Source organism: Rhizobium sp. Rhizsp82, from assembly GCF_047325115.1.
Classification (GTDB): Bacteria; Pseudomonadota; Alphaproteobacteria; order Rhizobiales; family Rhizobiaceae; genus Rhizobium.
Genome location: NZ_CP168570.1, coordinates 1,268,220 through 1,284,733 on the forward strand (window position 1 = coordinate 1,268,220; position 16,514 = coordinate 1,284,733).

General features: G+C 61.8%; 17 protein-coding genes. 8 read left to right on the forward strand and 9 right to left on the reverse strand.

All coding sequences use genetic code 11. The features are described 5' to 3' along the window. Positions 1-90: 90 nt before the first annotated feature. From ACEN84_RS10935 to ACEN84_RS10950, 4 genes are read right to left on the reverse strand one after another with little or no spacing between them, the layout of a single operon-like run. Positions 91-2,337 (reverse strand): hybrid sensor histidine kinase/response regulator, encoded by a 2,247-nt coding sequence (locus ACEN84_RS10935; RefSeq protein ID WP_413710866.1) that lies wholly within the window; start codon positions 2,335-2,337, stop codon positions 91-93. Between the two features lie 55 nt (positions 2,338-2,392). Beyond that, positions 2,393-2,896 (reverse strand): signal peptidase II, encoded by a 504-nt coding sequence (gene lspA, locus ACEN84_RS10940; protein ID WP_413710867.1) that lies wholly within the window; start codon positions 2,894-2,896, stop codon positions 2,393-2,395. Then, on the reverse strand, positions 2,893-3,750 hold the full coding sequence (locus ACEN84_RS10945) for a TrmH family RNA methyltransferase (RefSeq protein WP_413710868.1): 858 nt from the start codon (positions 3,748-3,750) through the stop codon (positions 2,893-2,895). The genes lspA and ACEN84_RS10945 overlap by 4 nt, the downstream gene beginning before the upstream one ends. Then, positions 3,747-4,844, reverse strand: a complete 1,098-nt coding sequence (locus ACEN84_RS10950; protein ID WP_413710869.1) for a class I SAM-dependent methyltransferase — start codon at positions 4,842-4,844, stop codon at positions 3,747-3,749. The genes ACEN84_RS10945 and ACEN84_RS10950 overlap by 4 nt, the downstream gene beginning before the upstream one ends. Positions 4,845-4,960: 116 nt before the next feature. Between ACEN84_RS10950 and ACEN84_RS10955 the strand changes: the two genes are divergently transcribed. Both ACEN84_RS10955 and ACEN84_RS10960 read left to right on the forward strand, forming a co-directional pair. Further along, positions 4,961-5,413 carry an SRPBCC family protein gene (locus ACEN84_RS10955; protein WP_112713693.1) on the forward strand — a complete coding sequence of 151 codons (453 nt, stop codon included), beginning with the start codon at positions 4,961-4,963 and terminating at the stop codon, positions 5,411-5,413. A 44-nt stretch (positions 5,414-5,457) separates the two neighbouring features. Next, positions 5,458-5,904 (forward strand): N-acetyltransferase family protein, encoded by a 447-nt coding sequence (locus ACEN84_RS10960; RefSeq protein ID WP_413710870.1) that lies wholly within the window; start codon positions 5,458-5,460, stop codon positions 5,902-5,904. Here ACEN84_RS10960 and ACEN84_RS10965 read toward each other — a convergent pair. The 3 genes from ACEN84_RS10965 to sppA all read right to left on the reverse strand — a co-directional run bounded on the left by ACEN84_RS10965 (position 5,896) and on the right by sppA (position 7,619). After that, a complete protein-coding gene (locus ACEN84_RS10965) occupies positions 5,896-6,228 on the reverse strand; it encodes a LapA family protein (RefSeq protein WP_413710871.1) in 333 nt (110 codons plus the stop codon). The two genes, ACEN84_RS10960 and ACEN84_RS10965, sit on opposite strands and share 9 nt — an antisense overlap. 111 nt (positions 6,229-6,339) lie before the next feature. Continuing rightward, the gene (locus ACEN84_RS10970) at positions 6,340-6,639 is read right to left on the reverse strand and encodes an integration host factor subunit beta (RefSeq protein WP_018898213.1); all 300 of its coding nucleotides are present in this window, start codon (positions 6,637-6,639) and stop codon (positions 6,340-6,342) included. Positions 6,640-6,668: 29 nt separating this feature from the next. Beyond that, a complete protein-coding gene (gene sppA, locus ACEN84_RS10975) occupies positions 6,669-7,619 on the reverse strand; it encodes a signal peptide peptidase SppA (RefSeq protein ID WP_413710872.1) in 951 nt (316 codons plus the stop codon). 217 nt (positions 7,620-7,836) lie between these two features. Between sppA and lptC the strand changes: the two genes are divergently transcribed. From lptC to ptsN, 6 genes are all read left to right on the forward strand, one after another. Further along, a complete protein-coding gene (gene lptC, locus ACEN84_RS10980; protein WP_112713685.1) occupies positions 7,837-8,502 on the forward strand; it encodes an LPS export ABC transporter periplasmic protein LptC in 666 nt (221 codons plus the stop codon). Between the two features lie 15 nt (positions 8,503-8,517). Further along, a complete protein-coding gene (locus ACEN84_RS10985; protein WP_112713683.1) occupies positions 8,518-9,132 on the forward strand; it encodes an LptA/OstA family protein in 615 nt (204 codons plus the stop codon). 36 nt (positions 9,133-9,168) lie between these two features. Then, a complete protein-coding gene (gene lptB / locus ACEN84_RS10990; RefSeq protein WP_112713681.1) occupies positions 9,169-9,951 on the forward strand; it encodes an LPS export ABC transporter ATP-binding protein in 783 nt (260 codons plus the stop codon). Positions 9,952-10,108: 157 nt separating this feature from the next. Continuing rightward, entirely contained in the window at positions 10,109-11,644 is a 1,536-nt protein-coding gene (rpoN, locus tag ACEN84_RS10995; protein WP_413710873.1) for an RNA polymerase factor sigma-54, read from the forward strand. Between the two features lie 216 nt (positions 11,645-11,860). Further along, positions 11,861-12,436 carry a ribosome hibernation-promoting factor, HPF/YfiA family gene (gene hpf / locus ACEN84_RS11000; protein ID WP_112713677.1) on the forward strand — a complete coding sequence of 192 codons (576 nt, stop codon included), beginning with the start codon at positions 11,861-11,863 and terminating at the stop codon, positions 12,434-12,436. 70 nt (positions 12,437-12,506) lie between these two features. After that, complete coding sequence (ptsN, locus tag ACEN84_RS11005) at positions 12,507-12,971, forward strand: PTS IIA-like nitrogen regulatory protein PtsN (RefSeq protein ID WP_130279189.1); 465 nt, start codon at positions 12,507-12,509, stop codon at positions 12,969-12,971. 73 nt (positions 12,972-13,044) lie between these two features. Here the strand turns inward: ptsN and ACEN84_RS11010 are convergent, their stop codons facing one another. Both ACEN84_RS11010 and ACEN84_RS11015 read right to left on the reverse strand, forming a co-directional pair. Continuing rightward, complete coding sequence (locus ACEN84_RS11010; protein WP_413710874.1) at positions 13,045-15,372, reverse strand: methyl-accepting chemotaxis protein; 2,328 nt, start codon at positions 15,370-15,372, stop codon at positions 13,045-13,047. 229 nt (positions 15,373-15,601) lie between these two features. After that, a complete protein-coding gene (locus tag ACEN84_RS11015; protein WP_413710875.1) occupies positions 15,602-16,501 on the reverse strand; it encodes a ribokinase in 900 nt (299 codons plus the stop codon). Between the last annotated feature and the right edge of the window lie 13 nt (positions 16,502-16,514).

Sequence of the window (16,514 nt, forward strand, 5' to 3'; positions counted from 1 at the left end):
TTGCCGGCTCATGAGCTGCCATAAAACACTTATGTGCGACAGGAAAGTGACATGAACGTTACGGAGAAATTGGGGCAATGTCACCCCGCTTTATAGCGCTTCCGCCCGCCGCGCCGAGAGCGCGGCCACGGCCTGAACCTCGGTCAATAGCCGGATCGGATCGACCGGCTTGATCATCACCCGGTTGGCACCGGCCAGCAGAACGGCACGACGGGACTCGTCGCGCTTGTCTGCCGTCAGCACGATGACAGGCACCGGCACCAGATCGAGACGCCGCTCATGACCGCGCAAGCGGCCGATCATGTCGACGCCTTCGCCGCCCGGCATGGTGAGATCGCTGATGACGATATCGGGGCGGCTGCCATTCTCTGAAAGTGCGCCGTCAAGCAGGCTATCGAAGTCCTCGACATGGCGAACCGCATGGCCACCCTTCTCCAGCATGGCACGCACCAGCATGGCATTGATCGGGTCGTCCTCGCCAAGCAGGATGTTGAGACCGCGCTGCAGGCTGGCTTCGGGAATGGAGGCGCTGAAGCCCGGCTGATTGTCGTTCAGCGCATCCCGCTTCTCCATGCCACGCATCCGTCCACGCAACACGTCGATCAGCGACTGTTCGCGCAGCGGCCGGATCAGCCAGGCATCGAAGAGATCGAGTGCGTGAGCGTTCCGTTCTTCCGGGTTGACGAGCAGGATCTTGCGCAGGCCAAGCGCCGCAATGTCGGTGCGGTCGGCGAGATGGCTGGCGAACTCGGCCGAAAGACGGTGGTCGATGATGATGTCGGTCGGGCGCTGGCCGCGGCCGGCCATATAGAGCAGCGTCTCGCGGGCGGTCTCGCCATCCTCGACGAGATGGCAGGCGCCGCCGAGCGCGGTGACCGTTTCGGCAATTGCCGCCCGCGCAGCACCCGCAGGCGCGAGCAGCACGACGGTATTGCCGGCCAGCAGACCCTTGCGGCGGCCGCGGCCCTCTTCAGTGATGCCCGCCGGAAAGCGGATAGTGAATTCGCTGCCCTTGCCCTTCTCACTGGCAACCGTAAGCGAGCCGCCGAATTCGCGCATGATGCGCGCCGAGATGGTCAGGCCGAGACCGGTGCCGCCGCTCTTTTCGACCATGGTTCCTCCCTGTTCGAATTCACCGAAGATTCGGGACTGCTCCTCCGCAGTCATGCCCGGGCCGGTGTCGGTGACGGTAATGACGAGGTCTTCGTCAGACAGTGTGGCGCGAATGAAGACGCCGCCGGCCTGCGTGAACTTCACGGCATTGCCGATCACGTTGAAAAGCACCTGGCGCAGCCGCGCCGGGTCGAAGCTCATGAATTCCGGCACATCGGACGAGACCGTGGCGCCGATCTCGATGTCCTTCTCGTGCGCCCGGTGCGCCAGCATTTCCACGACGCTTTCGAGAAGCTGCCGCAACGACTCCGATCGCGGGCGCAGCTGGAAGCGGCCGACCTCGATCGTCGAGAAATCGAGAAGGTCTTCGACTAGCTGGGTCAGGGCGTGGCCGGATTGGCGGATGCCGCCGAGATAGTTCTGCTGTTCCTGCGTCATCTGCGCCTGGGCGAGCAGATGGGTCATGCCGAGAATGCCGGAGAGCGGCGTGCGGATTTCATGGCTGACGGTCGCAAGCAGCCGCGACTTGGCGGCGCTGTTGTATTCGGCTTTCTGGCGTGCCTCTTCGCGCGCCTGCGCCGTCAGCCGCTCGTTGGTGACGTCGCGGGCAATGCTCTGGATCAGCAGATTGCCGTTTGCCGGATCGCGGGTGACGACATCGTGCCAGACGAAAATGCGCTGCCCTTCCAGCGTCGAGATCTCGACATCGAAGCGGTGCGGCTCGGCACCCGGGCGAAAGGCGATGCCGATCTCCTCGCATGTCTGACCCTCGGGCTTCAGGCGGCCGGTCAGGCGCCGGAACGTGGCATTGGCGCCGATGATGCGCCGGTCGATGCTGCGGGTAACGGTGATGTCGCCGAGAACGTCATGCACATTGGCGAAGAGCTCGGCAGCTTCGCTCGTTGCAACGCCGCCGGTCTGCTTCTTCGGCAGTGCCTTCGCCTTGTGCCTGGAAACCACGACATAGGTAATGAGGGCAATGGCAATTGCAGCAAGCCCAATCGAAAAGAGCAGCGGGCCGCCGGCCTGACCGAGGATGAGGAGCAGGGCCGCGGCAAGAATGCCGGCGCCGCCGAGCCAAAGCGAGACCAGTGACTTCTTGCGCTGTATCGTTCTCGGACCAGCCACCGGTTGCAGGGAATCCTCGGCCGTCCGCACGTCCTGCGGTTTGGCGGGGCCGAAAGCAGCGGCCAGTCTTTCCTGCAGTTGAGCCAAGCTTTGCATGACTGCTGGCTAACATAGGCGCTCTTCCGAATGCCTTCAGGAAAAGACTAAGATTTTAGCTTTCGCTCTTTTTCGGTTGCAGCAACTCGTCAAGAATCACGCATCCCGCGCCGATCGTGATGAAACTATCGGCAAGATTGAAAACTGCGAACGACCATGTCTCCGTATGAAACAGGATGTAGTCGATCACGTGCCCGTAGAGAAACCGGTCGATAAGGTTGCCGAGCGCGCCTGCGATGATCAGCGCAAAGCCGGTATGGGCAATCCAGCGGTCCTTGCCGGTCCGGTGCCACATCCAGATAACGAAGGCGACGATCACAAGGCGCATGCCGACGATGAACCAGCCGTCCATCCCTGACAGCATCGAGAAGGCGACGCCGAGGTTGTAGGTACGGTAGAGCGCCAGCATCGGAATGACCGGAACGGCTTCCTGCAGCGGCAGGTAATGATCGACGGCGATCTTGACGATCTGGTCGAGGATCACCGCCACGATGATGAAGAGCAGGATCGGCAGCGGGCGCGAAAAGAGGGCCGGGCGCGGAAGCGTCTGTTCGGTCATTTTGCCTCTGACAGTGAGAGAAGGTGGCGGCGTGCCTCGAAGAGCATGACGGCGCTCGCAACGGCAAGATTGAGCGAGTCGGCGCGGCCCTGCTGCGGAATGCGCGCCAGGGCGTCGGCTTCCTTGGCGAGCTGCTCCGGAATGCCGGATTGCTCGTTGCCCATCAGGAGCACGACAGGCTTCTTCTTGTAATCGATAGTGCGGTAATCGACGGAGCCGGCCAGATGCGTGGCAACGACCTGCACGCCTGCCGTCTTCTTCCAGGCGATGAACTCGTCCATTGATGCCCGGGCGACCGGCACGGCGAAGACCGAACCCATTGTTGCCCGCACGGTCTCGAGCGAAAAGGGATCAGTTGCCTCGCCGACGAGGATGACGCCGGAGGCGCCGGCTGCGTCGGCAGTGCGGATGATCGTGCCGAGATTGCCGGGGTCGCGCACGCGATCGAGCGCAATCCAGGTCTCGCCCTGTTGCGGGCGGATGTCGCGCAGCGGCTTCCAGCGGGTCTCGAAAATGCCGACAACCATCTGCGGATTGTCGCGCCGCGTGACCGAGGAGAGCACCTTCTCACTGACTTCAAGCACCAGCCCGCCGGAGGCGACCGTTTTCGCCGCCATCTGCTCGACCAGCGGCTTGCCCTTGGCGGCCTTGGCATAGACGAGCGTGCGGATCGTCCAGCCGAGCTCGATCGCGTCGATGACGAGCTTCAGGCCTTCGGCCATGAAGGTGCCGCTCTGCTCGCGGGTCTTCTTGTCGCTGAGCGCCTTGATGTCCTTGATGATGGGGTTGGCAAGCGAGGTGACTTCCTTCACCTGGCCGACCCGGCGCGGTCCGCGGTCGTGGAATTCGTTCATTTCGGCACCCAGCGCGAAAAGAGGGATGTGGAGAGGGCGCGGCCCGGCGTCTTGCCGTCAAGCCCGCCTTCGCGGATGACCAGCTCGCCCGACTCGACGGCGCCACCGGCGCCACGCATGATTTCGCGCATCAGCTCGTGGATCGAATAGAAGCTCGCCCGGATCGAATAGGCGGTCAGTACCAGGCCGACAGCCTTCGGCGAGAGGATTTCCCGGCAGATATCGAGCATCAGCGGCAGATGCTCGAACAGATGCCAGACCTCACCGTTCGGGCCACGACCGAATTTCGGCGGATCGGTCAGGATGATGTCATAGGTATTGCCGCGGCGTTCCTCGCGCAGGATGAACTTCATCGCGTCTTCGCAGATCCAGCGGATCGGCAGCTTTTCCATGCGGCCGAGCGCCTGGTTTTCGCGCGCCCAGCCGATCGCCTTCTTGGATGCATCGACATGGGTGACCTCAGCGCCGGCAGCGGCGGCCACCAGCGAGGCGACGCCGGTATAGCCGAAGAGATTGAGCACCTTCAGCGGCCTGCCTGCCTTCTCCACCTGCTCCTTCATCCAGCTCCAGTGGACGATCTGCTCAGGGAAGACACCGACGTGACGGAACGAGGTGAAGCGGCCGAAGAAATCGACGCCGAGCAGGTGCAGCGGCCAGGTTTCGCCGAGCGCTTCCTTCGGGAAGCGCCAGCGGCCGGTACCTTCTTCGTCGACATCGCCGGTAAAAACGGCATCGACCTTGTCCCAGACCGGCTGGGAAAGGGTCGGCTGCCACAGCGCCTGTCCCTCCGGCCGCACGATGCGATAGGGGCCGTATTGTTCGAGCTTCTGGCCGTTGCCGCTGTCGATCAGGTGGAAGTCGCCGGCGCCGAGCGATTCAAGGATGACGGGCACGCGCTCAATCGGGCGGTCACCCGCGCGCGTCTTCAGCGGTCGCTCGGCGGCAACGGGCACGGCGGCCTCGCGCACCGCCTCGCGGGGCGCTGCGGGTTTGGCAGCCGGCTTGGCCGGGCGGTTCGGACGGTCGTCGCTGCGGCGAGGGCCGGAGGAGCCGGAAGGCGTCTTTGCGCCCGGCCGGCGGTCTTTTTGTCTCAACGTGGTTTTCCGCGTCTTCAATTCGATGGAGCCCGTGCAAATAGCATTCCGTTTCACCTTGGCAAAGCGCTTTCCCGCTGTGATAAGTTTAGCAATCCGAAATGGGAGGATTTCGAATGGATATGACCGGCGAAGAACGCATTACCGCACCGCGCGATGCCGTATGGGCAGCGCTCAACGATCCCGAAGTCCTCAAGCGTTGCATTCCGGGCTGTCAGACGCTGGAGATGAAGTCGCCGACCGAGCTCGCCGCCTCCGTCAAGATCAAGATCGGCCCCGTCTCGGCAACCTTCAACGGTGAGGTGACCCTCTCCAACATCAATGCGCCGGAAAGCTACACGATCTCGGGCGAGGGCAAGGGCGGCATCGCCGGCTTTGCCAAGGGCGGCGCCGATGTCGTGTTGAAAGAAGACGGCGCGGAGACCGTGCTGCAATATAACGCCAAGGCCCAGGTCGGCGGCAAGATCGCTCAGCTCGGCGCCCGGCTCGTCGATTCCACCTCGCAGAAGCTGGCGCAGCAATTCTTTGCCGATTTCAACGCCGCCGTTTCGGAAAAGGCGGGTACGTGATCCCGGCCATTGGCGGCTGTCCGTTCATCGGCTAATTCTTGATCATGGATTTGCTGATCAGGACGCCGCGGCCGTCGGACCGCGAGGAGCTTGCCGATATCTATCTCGCGGTCCGCCGCCAGACCTTCACCTGGGTCGATCCGTCGCGCTTCAAGCACGAGGATTTCTTTTCCCATACGCAAGGTGAGCTCGTCTGGCTTGCCGAGGCGGCGGATGGCGCCATTGCCGGCTTCATGACGCTCTGGGTGGCCGACGATTTCATTCACATGCTCTATATCCGCAAGGAATGGCAGGGCAGGGGCGTCGGAACGGCGCTGCTGGGCGCACTCCCCGATTGGCCGCGCCACAGATACCGGCTGAAATGCCTGGTCAACAATGTGGGCGCCAAGGCCTTCTATCTCGCGAAGGGTTTTGCCGTGACCGGCACCGGGAGTTCGGCCGAGGGTGAATACGAAGAGCTGACCTTCGATCCGTCGCGCCAATCAGCGTGAGGGCAGCTGCCCGGCGATCTCTTCCGCACGCGCCTTGTGGCGGCCGGCTTCGCCCTGCCAGCGGATCGCTTCCTTGGCTTCGACGCGCGCGCGCTTACGATGCTTGCCCTGGCTGAACCAAGTGACGGCAGAGCCGGCAAGCATGCCGATGATCAGCGCGATGAACAGGAAGACGAAGAACGGTGCCGAGAGCGACAGGACCTGATCTTCCGGGCGGAACGGGTTGAAGGCGAGCGTCACGCTCCGCCGGTTGGCCACGCAAAAGATGATCAGAATGATGCCGAGCGGCAGCAAAATCAAAAGGTTGGTGATCTTCTTCGCCATGGATGGCCTCCGCGCATATGGCGCCGTCGTTGAAACGGCGCTTCTCAAGCTAAGAGCAGAATAGGAATCCGGCGGCGAACTTCAAGCGCGGTTTCGCCGCAGGTGAAAGGCTCAATCGTCCTGATCGGCCTGGCCGGGGTTCAGCCGCTCGCGCAGTTCCTTGCCGGTCTTGAAGAAGGGAACCCACTTTTCCTCGACGAAAACGGTATCGCCGGTGCGGGGGTTGCGGCCGGAGCGCGATGGACGGTTCTTGACGGAAAACGCGCCGAAGCCGCGCAGCTCGACGCGGTTGCCCGCCGCCAGTGCATCGGTGATCTCGTCGAGGACGGCATTGACGATATTCTCGACGTCGCGGTGATAGAGATGCGGGTTGCGCGCGGCAACTATCTGCACCAGTTCCGACTTGATCACGGTCGCCCCCTTAAATTATTGATTTCTTATCAATCGCGGCCAAACTGCCAAACTGAAACGAGCCCGTCAAGGAGCAACTTTTGTGGCAGAATGCCCTCAAGGTCCTGGGCTTTGAAGAGGTCGCCGTAGCCGAGAAGTGTGGCGACCTTCGAAACCGCGCCGGCGAGCAGGAAGGGCGTGTTGCTCTTCTTGTCCCAATCGACCACCGGCAGGTCCTTGCTGATGTCCCGCTTGGCCAGATAGTCGCGGATTTCAGGGTCACCGCCGAGCTGGTCGATCAGCTTCACTTTCAGCGCCTGGCGGCCGGTATAGATCGTCCCGTCAGCGATCTTAAGTACTTCATCGCGCGGCAGTTTTCGGCGATCGGCGACGAGATCCACGAACCAGGCATAGCTGTCCTGGACCATATTGTTGATCATCGCTTTGGCCTCTTCGCTGGTATTGTGGAAGGGCGAGGGCTCGGCCTTCAGCGGCGAAGACTTGATCTCCTGCAGCGATACGCCGAGCTTTTCGAGCAGCGGCTGGATCTGCGGATACTGGAAGATGACACCGATCGAACCGGTGATCGAGCTGTCTCCGGCAATGATCGTGTCGCCGGCGGTGGCGATCATATAGCCGGCGGAGGCGGCGAGCGTGCGCACGTCGGAAACGACGGGCTTCTTGGCCGAGATCGCCCGGATCGCCTTGAAGATCTTCTCGCCGCCGTAGGTCGTGCCGCCGGGCGAGGAGATCGAGACGATCACGGCCTTCACCTGATTGTTCTCTTCGATCTTCTTCAGCCGCTCAAGCAGCTCGTCGTCATCGGTGATCAGGCCGGAGATCGTCACATGGGCAATCTGCGGACGGCTCTGCTCGATATCACTGCGGAAAAACAGGTAGAGCGAGAGGCCGAGCGCTACCAGAAGCACCGCTGCTGCGATCCGCCAGAAGCCCAGTCGCCGGCGAAGTCTGCGGCGGTCGGCGATCGTCGAGCTGTCCATAAGTCCTCCAGGGCCTGAGACGGCCACAATTCACAGCGATATCAGATAAGGCGGCATGCTGTTGTGAAAATGCCGGTTTGCCGCGTTTTCTTGCCTTTGTTGCTTGTTGCAGAAAAAAATCCATATTGGCAAGGTAATGTAATAATGCGAAACGATCTGTGATCGGCCGAAGTAGTTCCTATATAGGAATGCCGATCGACAGACACGGACAGACTTAATGCTCGATACGATCAACAGCGGCGGGAAGGCTGCCTTTGCCCGACCCGCGCGCACTGCCTATGGCGCTGCGCTCAGTCATTCGGGGCGCGTGCGTCGTCTGAAGGTGCTGCTTCCGGTCGCCGCCGTCGTCGTTTCTCTGGCCTTCATCGCCGTCTCCATGGTCCGCGCCTATCTGCCGGAAAACCTGAAGATCGAGGGCGCCAAGATCGAGAATGGCAAGGTCGTCATGGCCAAGCCCGCGATCGCCGGTCGCAATTCCGATGGCATCAATTATTCGATGCTCGCCGAGCGCGCCCTGCAGGACATCAAGAATCCGAGCCTCATCACGCTGGAGACGATCAAGGCGGCCGTCCCTGTTAACGACGATCTGATCGCTCGCGTCGAGGCGCAATCGGCCGATTACGACCGCTCGACCGACAAGCTCGCACTTACCTCGCCATTCACCGTTCTCCTGAGCAACGGTCTGACCGCCGATTTCAAGTCTGCCAAGCTCGATATCAAGGGTGGCAGCATGAGCACGGACGACCCCGTAACCATTACCAAAGAGGGAACTTCGGTTGTTGCGAACTCCCTCAAGATGACGGATAAGGGTCGCGTGATCACGTTCGAGGGGAAAGTTCGTATGAACGTCGATCCATCCGCCATCCGCAAACAGGGCACCTAACAGCCGGGTTCTTTAATGACAAAAGATTGTCACTCTCCAATTCGTAAGCTTGGCGCAGCAGCAACCGGCGGCGCTCTGGCGCTTCTGATGATTGCAGGAGCTGCATTCGCGCAGGCAACGACCAGCCAGATGGACGGCCTCAAGCTCGACAAGAACGAGCCGATCCAGATCGAGAGCGACAAGCTCGAAATCCACGACCAGGAACACAAGGCCGACTTTACCGGCAACGTGAAGGTCGTTCAGGGCAAGACGACGCTGCAGGCTGGCCACATGACGGTCTTCTACAAGCCGAAGGCAAATGCCGACGGTCAGGCGACGGATGCGAATGCCAAGCCGGATGCCGGCGCTGCATCGATCTCGTCCGGCAACGCCGATATCGACCACATCGTGGTCACCGACAAGGTTTTCCTGAGCTCCGGCACACAGACGGCAACCGCCGATAACGGCGCCTTCGACATGGCGGCGCAGACATTCATCCTGAAGGGCGACAAGGTTGTGCTCTCGGATGGCCCGAATGTCTTCACCGGCTGCCAGCTCACGGTCCACATGCAAACCGGACAGGCACAACTGGACAGCTGCGGGGGCCGCGTCCAGATCCAGCTCGATCCGAAGTCCCAGAAGAAGAACTGACCCGGCCCTCTCGTGAAACTTCTCTCGCTTCCCAAAATGTTCGGCAAGTCCGCGCCGCAGGCCGCGGACGCATCTGCCGGAGACAAAAGCCGTTACCAGGGCACGCTGATTGCGCGCGGTCTGACGAAGACCTACAGCACCCGGCGTGTCGTCAATGGCGTGTCGCTGGTCGTCCGGCGCGGCGAAGCGGTAGGGCTTCTCGGGCCGAACGGCGCCGGCAAGACCACCTGTTTCTACATGATCACCGGTCTCGTGCCGGTCGATGAAGGCACGATCGAGATCGACGGCAACGACGTCACGACCATGCCGATGTATCGCCGCTCGCGCCTCGGCGTCGGTTACCTGCCGCAGGAAGCCTCGATCTTTCGCGGCCTGACGGTCGAAGAAAACATTCGCGCCGTTCTCGAAGTTCACGAGAAGGACAAGGCGGCACGCGAGAAGAAGCTCGACGAGCTGCTCGAAGAGTTCCACATCTCGAAGCTCCGCAAGGCGGCAGCCGTATCGCTGTCGGGCGGTGAGCGCCGGCGTCTGGAAATCGCCCGCGCGCTGGCGACCGATCCGACCTTCATGCTGCTCGACGAGCCCTTCGCCGGCGTCGATCCGATTTCGGTCTCCGATATCCAGAATCTCGTGCACCATCTGACGGCACGCGGCATCGGCGTTCTGATCACCGACCACAATGTCCGCGAGACCCTGGGTCTGATCGACCGCGCCTATATCATCCATGCCGGTGAAGTTCTGACGCATGGCCGGGCCAACGATATCGTCAACAACCCTGAGGTTCGCCGCCTCTATCTTGGCGACAATTTCAGCCTTTGATACGGTCGAAGGCGACGGAAATTCACCTTCCCGTCACACTTGAGCTTGACCAAATAGAATAAAAAAGCAATTTTTGGGCCAACTGGATTTCCGTGGCCTGAAATACTTGTTCGGACGCGGCTTCCCGAAGGAAATGAACGGGAGTTTCGCGTCCGCCATGGCCCTGTCTGCCAATCTTTTCCTGCGACAGAACCAATCCCTCGTCATGACGCCGCAGCTGATGCAGTCCATCCAGCTGCTGCAGATGACGCATTTCGAACTCGTTCAATTCATCTCCCAGGAAGTCGAAAAGAACCCGCTGCTGGAATTTCCGTCAAATGACGCGGAAACGGGCAGCGAGCGTGACGGCGAAGATGAACCCCACGCCCACCAGCAGGATGACGACGAGCGCACCGATGCGCTCTCCGGCGACTGGTACGACAATGGCAGCGAAGGCAGCGTCAGCCACCTGAGCGAAGAGCTCGATTCCAACTATTCGAATGTCTTCCAGGACGACGGGGCGCCGCAGCGGGCCGATGCGCCGGAGCTGATGAGCCAGTGGAAGTCGATGCCCGGCAGCGCCGAGGGCGAGGCTTATGATCTCGATGACTTTGTCGCCGGCCAGGTTTCGCTGCGCGACCATATCGTCCAGCAGGTGCCTTTCGTCCTTCCTGACATGGCCGACCGGCTGATCGGCCAGCACCTGCTCGATCAGCTCGATGAGGCCGGCTATTTCCAGGGGGATATCGCCGAAGCCGCCGAACGTCTCGGCGCCACGACGGTCGATGTGGAGCGTGTGCTCGGCGCGCTGCAGACCCTCGATCCGCCCGGCGTCTTTGCCCGCAACCTCGCGGAATGTCTGGCGATCCAGCTACGCCAGAAAGATCGTTTCGATCCGGCGATGCAGGCCTTTGTCGCCAATCTTGAACTCTTGGCGCGCCGCGATTTCTCGACGCTGAAGCGCCTCTGTGGTGTCGACGAGGAAGATCTCCTCGACATGCTGACGGAGCTTCGCCAGCTCAATCCGAAGCCCGGCAGTGGTTTCGAGGCCGGCGTCTCCGAAGCGATCATGCCGGATGTCGTCGTGCGGCCGTCGAGCGACGGCAGCTGGCTGGTGGAGCTCAATCCCGACACGCTGCCCCGCGTGCTGGTCAATCAGTCCTATTTCGCCAATGTCACGAAGAATGGCGAGGAGCACGCCTTCCTCTCCGAATGCCTGCAGAATGCCAACTGGCTGACGCGCAGCCTCGACCAGCGCGCCAAGACGATCATGAAGGTGGCGACCGAGATCGTCCGCCAGCAGGATGCGTTCCTGCTGCACGGTGTCGATCATCTGCGCCCGCTCAATCTGAAGACCGTTGCCGACGCCATCAAGATGCATGAATCGACCGTCAGCCGTGTCACCTCGAACAAATACATGCTGACGCCGCGCGGGCTCTTCGAGCTCAAATACTTCTTCACCGTGTCCATCAGCGCCGTCGAAGGCGGCGATGGACACTCTGCGGAGGCCGTCCGCCACAAGATCCGCATGCTGATCATGCAGGAAAGCCCGGAAGCCGTGCTGTCGGATGACGACATCGTCGACATGCTGAAAACGGGCGGGATCGATCTCGCCCGCCGCACCGTCGCCAAATACCGGGAAGCGATGAACATCGCCTCTTCGGTGCAGCGCCGCCGCGAAAAGCGGGCGCTCGCCAAGGTCGCCGGCTTCTGAGGCTCTGACGGCCGGGCGTTGACTTTTTGGTAACCTCCGTTTATTAGCCCGCCGCAATTGGCGCTGTGAACAGCGTTCAGACTTATCCCCATCATCCTCAGGGCGCTTGAAGCACGAGACTTAAGCCGATCTTGCTTGAGTTTGCGTGAAGTGCTTGGATGAGAAGTAGGCTTGGCGTAAACTGGTACCGCAAACCACTATAAGAAGGGAAACTCCATGAGTGTGCGTGTATCCGGTAAACATATGGAAATTGGTGACTCGTTCCGTCAAAAGATCGAGGACCAAGTGGCCATGGCCGTCACGAAATACTTCGACGGGGGATATTCTGGTCAAGTGATCGTTGAGAAGTCGAGCTCGCGCTTCTCGGCCGATTGCAAGCTCCACCTCGATAGCGGGGTCGTGCTGCATGCGGCTGGTGAGGCGATGGATCCGCAGGTGGCTTTCGATGCCGCTTCGGAGCGTATCGAGAAGCGTCTGCGCCGCTACAAGCGGAAGCTCAAGGATCATCATGCCGGAAATCATCTGAACGGTTTTGCGGAAGTCGCCTATACGGTCATGGACGCAGTGCCTGACCACGAAGAAGAGGTTCCCGACGATTTCGCCCCGGCCATCGTGGCCGAGAGCACGAAGCAGCTGAAGACCATGTCCGTCGCAACCGCCGTGATGGCGCTCGACATGACGGATGAGCCGCTGCTCCTGTTCCGCAGCCCGGGCAAGGAACATTTGAACATCGTTTACCGCAGGCATGACGGTAATATTGGCTGGATCGACGCAGCCAATATCAAGAGCTGAGATCGGGCGATGAGCGGCGCCAAGCGCCGCTCTTCCAATCACCCGGCTTCGGCCACAGAAGGAAAAAGAAATGGCATTGGCAGATCTGCTGCATCAAGATGCGATTATCCCCGCCCTCAAGGTAAATTCCAAGAAACAGCTGCTTCAGGAATTGGCGGCAAAGGCCTCGAAAATCACGGGCCTGTCTGAGCGGGAAATCTTCGACGTCGTGCTGCAGCGTGAACGTCTGGGTTCGACCGGCGTCGGCAATGGCATCGCAATTCCGCATGGCAAGCTCGCCAGCGTCCGCTCGATCGTCGGCGTCTTCGCACGTCTCGAGAGCCCGGTCGATTTCGAGGCCCTGGACGATCAGCCCGTCGATCTCGTTTTCCTGCTGCTCGCTCCCGAAGGGGCGGGCGCCGATCATCTCAAGGCCCTGTCGCGCATCGCGCGCGTGCTGCGCGACCAGGATCTGGTCGCCAAGCTGCGCGCCACCGACTCCGCCTCGGCGATCTATGCCTTCCTCAACGAAGAGCAGACCTCGAACGCCGCCTGAGATTTTCAATCGCAGAAATGAAAGAGGCGCCCGGTCATCCCGGGCGCCTCTTTTCGTTTGAGATCGTTAATTCTCAGAACTCTTCCCAATTGTCCTGCGCGACTGCGGCCGAGCCGTGCGCGACGGCAGCCCGGCGCGGTGCCGGAGCCCGGTATGCGGGTGCGGCGACGGGCGCGCGCATATGCTCGGCGGTTGCCCGCAGCGCCGCACTGTTTGCCTGGCCGGAAACCCGGAAGCGCAGCACGAGCGCCTTCAGCGTCTGCGCCTCGTCGTTCAGCGTCACACTGGCCGCCGTTGCCTCTTCCACCATCGCGGCGTTCTGCTGCGTCACCTGGTCCATCTGGTTCATGGCCTGGTTGATTTCCTTCAGCCCGATCGCCTGCTCGCTGGCGGACGCGGAGATCTGACGGATCAGGCCGTTGATGCCCATGACCTGCTCGGCGATCTTGTGCAGCGTACCGCCGGCGCGGCCGACGAGATCGACGCCTTCCTTGACCTGGACGGCCGAGGTGTTGATCAGCGTCTTGATCTCCTTTGCTGCACTTGCAGAGCGCTGTGCGAGCTCACGGACTTCCTGTGCGACGACGGCGAAGCCCTTGCCTGCCTCACCGGCACGCGCGGCTTCGACACCGGCGTTGAGGGCGAGCAGGTTGGTCTGGAACGCGATCTCGTCGATGACGCCGATGATGCGCGACACTTCCGTGGACGACTGCTCGATGCCGTGCATCGAAGCGATCGCCTTCTGCACGACCTCACCGGACTTCTCGGCATCCTCGCAGGCGAGGTTGACGTTATCAGCTGCGGTGCGGGCGTTCTCGGCGCTCGAATTGACCTGGGCGGTCAGCTCGTTCAGCGCTGCAGCGGTCTCCTCGAGGCTTGCAGCCTGCTGTTCCGTGCGCTTGGCAAGGTCGGAGGCGCTGTTGCTGATCTCGCTGGTACCGGAGCCGATGTTCACGACGCTCGTGTTCATCGTATGGACGGTCTCTTCGAGGCTGGCGAGCGCGGCGTTGAAGTCCTGCTTCAGCTTCGCGTATTCGCCCGGGAAATCCTCGTTGATGCGGTGGCCGAGATTGCCTTGCGACAGTTCGGAAAGACCGGCACCGACGATCGAGACGATCTGGCGCTGCAGGGCGACCGACTGCTGACGCTCGCTCTCCGAGCGGCTGCGCTCGGATTCAGCTGCGCTGCGCTGGTTGTTTGCTTCGGCTTCGAGGCGGCGCGTATCGGCAAGAGCGAAACGGAAGCCTTCGAGAGCCTTGGCGACCGAGCCGATTTCGTCGGCACGATCCTGACCGGCAACCGGCTGATCATAGGCGCCGTCGCTCAGCTTCTTGACGCCGGCGACCAGCTGGCCGAGCGGCTTCTGGACGAAGGAGCGCACAGCGAAGTAGAGGGCCAGCATGACGGCGCCGAGGACGAGAATGCCGCCGACGATCATCATAAAGGTCTGATCCTGAACCGGGGCATTGATCGCGGTGTGCGGTACGTCGACGAGGACGACCCATGTCGCGTTGAGATCCGGGACGGCGAACGGATAGACGACGCGGTCGAAGGGCTCGTAACCATCGAAGGTCAGGTTGCGGACAACGGTCGGCGCCATCGACGCGCGGGCGTTCTTGATCTCGGTCGAGCCGTCGCCTTCATAAGGCTTCGACATCAGTTCCTTGGTCGGCGCGACGATCCAGTTGCCGTTCTGGGCAACGAGCGTGACGCGGCCGGAGCCGAACGGATGCAGGGCCTGCAGCTTGTCGGTCAGCGACTTCAGAGAGATGTCGACGCCTTCGACGCCGATCATCTTGCCACCCGAGACAACCGGGTAGGCGATCGAGGTCAGGAGGGTCGGAACGTCGGTGCCTTCAGCGAGGTAGGGCGACGTGATCGCGCCCTTGCCGCTCTCGGCGGCAAGCTTCCACCACTCGGCGGTATAATCGTTATCGAAGGTCGAGAACTGGATGGCGCCATCCTTGGTCTTCGACCAGTAGGGGGTGAAGGCGCCAGCCTTGTTGGTGCCCTGATCGAGCTTGTCGGCAATCTCGGTGGTCTTGCCGTCGAAGGCGCCGAGCTGCTCGCAGAACCAGCTGCCGAAGGCGAAGGGGTTCTTTTCGAGATTGGCCTTCAGGACGTTGATGATGCCCTTGCGGTCGAAATTGCCGCCCTCGTGGCCGCGGCCGACGACACCGGACATGGAGCGCGCTGCGCTGGCGAGTTCGCCGACATTGGCGGCGATTTCGTTGGCAATGGCTTTGGCTTCAAGATTGGCCTGATCCATCGTCAGGGTCTGCACGCGGCTGCGCGTCTGATCGATCAGGAAAAAGTTAGAAACGAAAAGAACGAGCGCGATTGCAACGCCCGTGATGACAATAAGCTTTGCGGCAAGCGACTTCATGCGAAAGATGAACATGGTGCCTCGGCGGGGCGACTTGCCGGACGAACATTTCCGGCAAAGGCGAGGTGAGCCGCTTCGTCATGGAGCGGCCGTGGGGCTAAACCGGGCACCCTCTGAGGAGGCCTGGCGATCGCCGAAAAGATCGCCAGAAATCTCTTAAATTTGAGTGAAATTGTATGAAAGCGGACCGTTAGTAGTCTGAACACCTTCACTTTTTGCTTGCGTCTATCGGAAACAGAAAAGTCTATAGCTTGTTTGCGACTTCGGCACTCAGCGGGATCGACGGCTGGGCTCCGGCCTTGAGGCAGGCAAGCGATCCGGCAACGGCTGCGCGGCGCAGCGCGGCCTCGAAATCGAGCCCCTCATCGAGGCTGGCAGCGAGGTAGCCGCAGAAGGTATCGCCGGCGCCGACCGTATCGACCGGCTCGATCTTCAGACCCTTTGCACGCACCAGCTGGCCGTCGCGGATGGCGATCACGCCATCGGCTCCGAGCGTCACGATCAGCGTCTGGCCGGTCTCGCCATGCAGGCGCTGAAGCGCGGCCTCGCGGTCGCCCGCTGTCATGTTTTCCTGGCCGGCAAGCAGCTCGAATTCCGTCTCGTTGGCGATGACGATATCGGCGAGGCGCCCGAGGCGTGCGGCATCGGCAATCAGCGGCGCGAGATTGAGCACGGTGCGAACGCCCTTCTTGCGGGCGGCTTCGAGCGCACGCTCCACCGCAGGGGCGGGAACCTCGAGCTGCAGCATCAGGATATCGCTGGCATCCATCGCTGCGATCGCAGCATCGGCATCCGCCGCGCTGACCGTACCATTGGCGCCGGGCACAACGGCGATCATGTTCTCACCATCGCCGCCGACGAGGATCAGCGCAGTGCCGGTCGGGCCTTCGACGCGCTTGACCGTTGCGAGGTCGGTTCCGGCGTCATCGAGCAGCGCCAGCGCCGGCGCCGCGAATTCGTCTTTGCCGACGGCGCCCGCCATCCGCACCGTGCGTCCGGCGCGCCGGGCCGCCAGCGCCTGATTGGCGCCCTTGCCACCCGCCGCAGTCGCAAAGCCGTTTCCGGCGACCGTTTCACCGGGCTTCGGCAGGCGTGCAGTGGTGGCGATGAGGTCCATATTGATGGAGCCGAACACAGTGATCATGTGAATGTCCCGT

Bases quoted from the DNA above. Each gene is read 5' to 3' on its own strand.
- lptB (WP_112713681.1), top strand. From the start codon at position 9,169: ATGTTCGGCAAGTCCGCGCCGCAGGCCGCGGACGCATCTGCCGGAGAC.
- ACEN84_RS10985 (WP_112713683.1), top strand. From the start codon at position 8,518: ATGACAAAAGATTGTCACTCTCCAATTCGTAAGCTTGGCGCAGCAGCA.
- hpf (WP_112713677.1), top strand. From the start codon at position 11,861: ATGAGTGTGCGTGTATCCGGTAAACATATGGAAATTGGTGACTCGTTC.
- ACEN84_RS10955 (WP_112713693.1), top strand. From the start codon at position 4,961: ATGGATATGACCGGCGAAGAACGCATTACCGCACCGCGCGATGCCGTA.
- ACEN84_RS10960 (WP_413710870.1), top strand. From the start codon at position 5,458: ATGGATTTGCTGATCAGGACGCCGCGGCCGTCGGACCGCGAGGAGCTT.
- ACEN84_RS10965 (WP_413710871.1), bottom strand. From the start codon at position 6,228: ATGGCGAAGAAGATCACCAACCTTTTGATTTTGCTGCCGCTCGGCATC.
- lspA (WP_413710867.1), bottom strand. From the start codon at position 2,896: ATGACCGAACAGACGCTTCCGCGCCCGGCCCTCTTTTCGCGCCCGCTG.
- ACEN84_RS10945 (WP_413710868.1), bottom strand. From the start codon at position 3,750: ATGAACGAATTCCACGACCGCGGACCGCGCCGGGTCGGCCAGGTGAAG.
- ptsN (WP_130279189.1), top strand. From the start codon at position 12,507: ATGGCATTGGCAGATCTGCTGCATCAAGATGCGATTATCCCCGCCCTC.
- lptC (WP_112713685.1), top strand. From the start codon at position 7,837: ATGCTCGATACGATCAACAGCGGCGGGAAGGCTGCCTTTGCCCGACCC.
- ACEN84_RS11010 (WP_413710874.1), bottom strand. From the start codon at position 15,372: ATGTTCATCTTTCGCATGAAGTCGCTTGCCGCAAAGCTTATTGTCATC.
- ACEN84_RS11015 (WP_413710875.1), bottom strand. From the start codon at position 16,501: ATGATCACTGTGTTCGGCTCCATCAATATGGACCTCATCGCCACCACT.
- rpoN (WP_413710873.1), top strand. From the start codon at position 10,109: ATGGCCCTGTCTGCCAATCTTTTCCTGCGACAGAACCAATCCCTCGTC.
- sppA (WP_413710872.1), bottom strand. From the start codon at position 7,619: ATGGACAGCTCGACGATCGCCGACCGCCGCAGACTTCGCCGGCGACTG.
- ACEN84_RS10935 (WP_413710866.1), bottom strand. From the start codon at position 2,337: ATGCAAAGCTTGGCTCAACTGCAGGAAAGACTGGCCGCTGCTTTCGGC.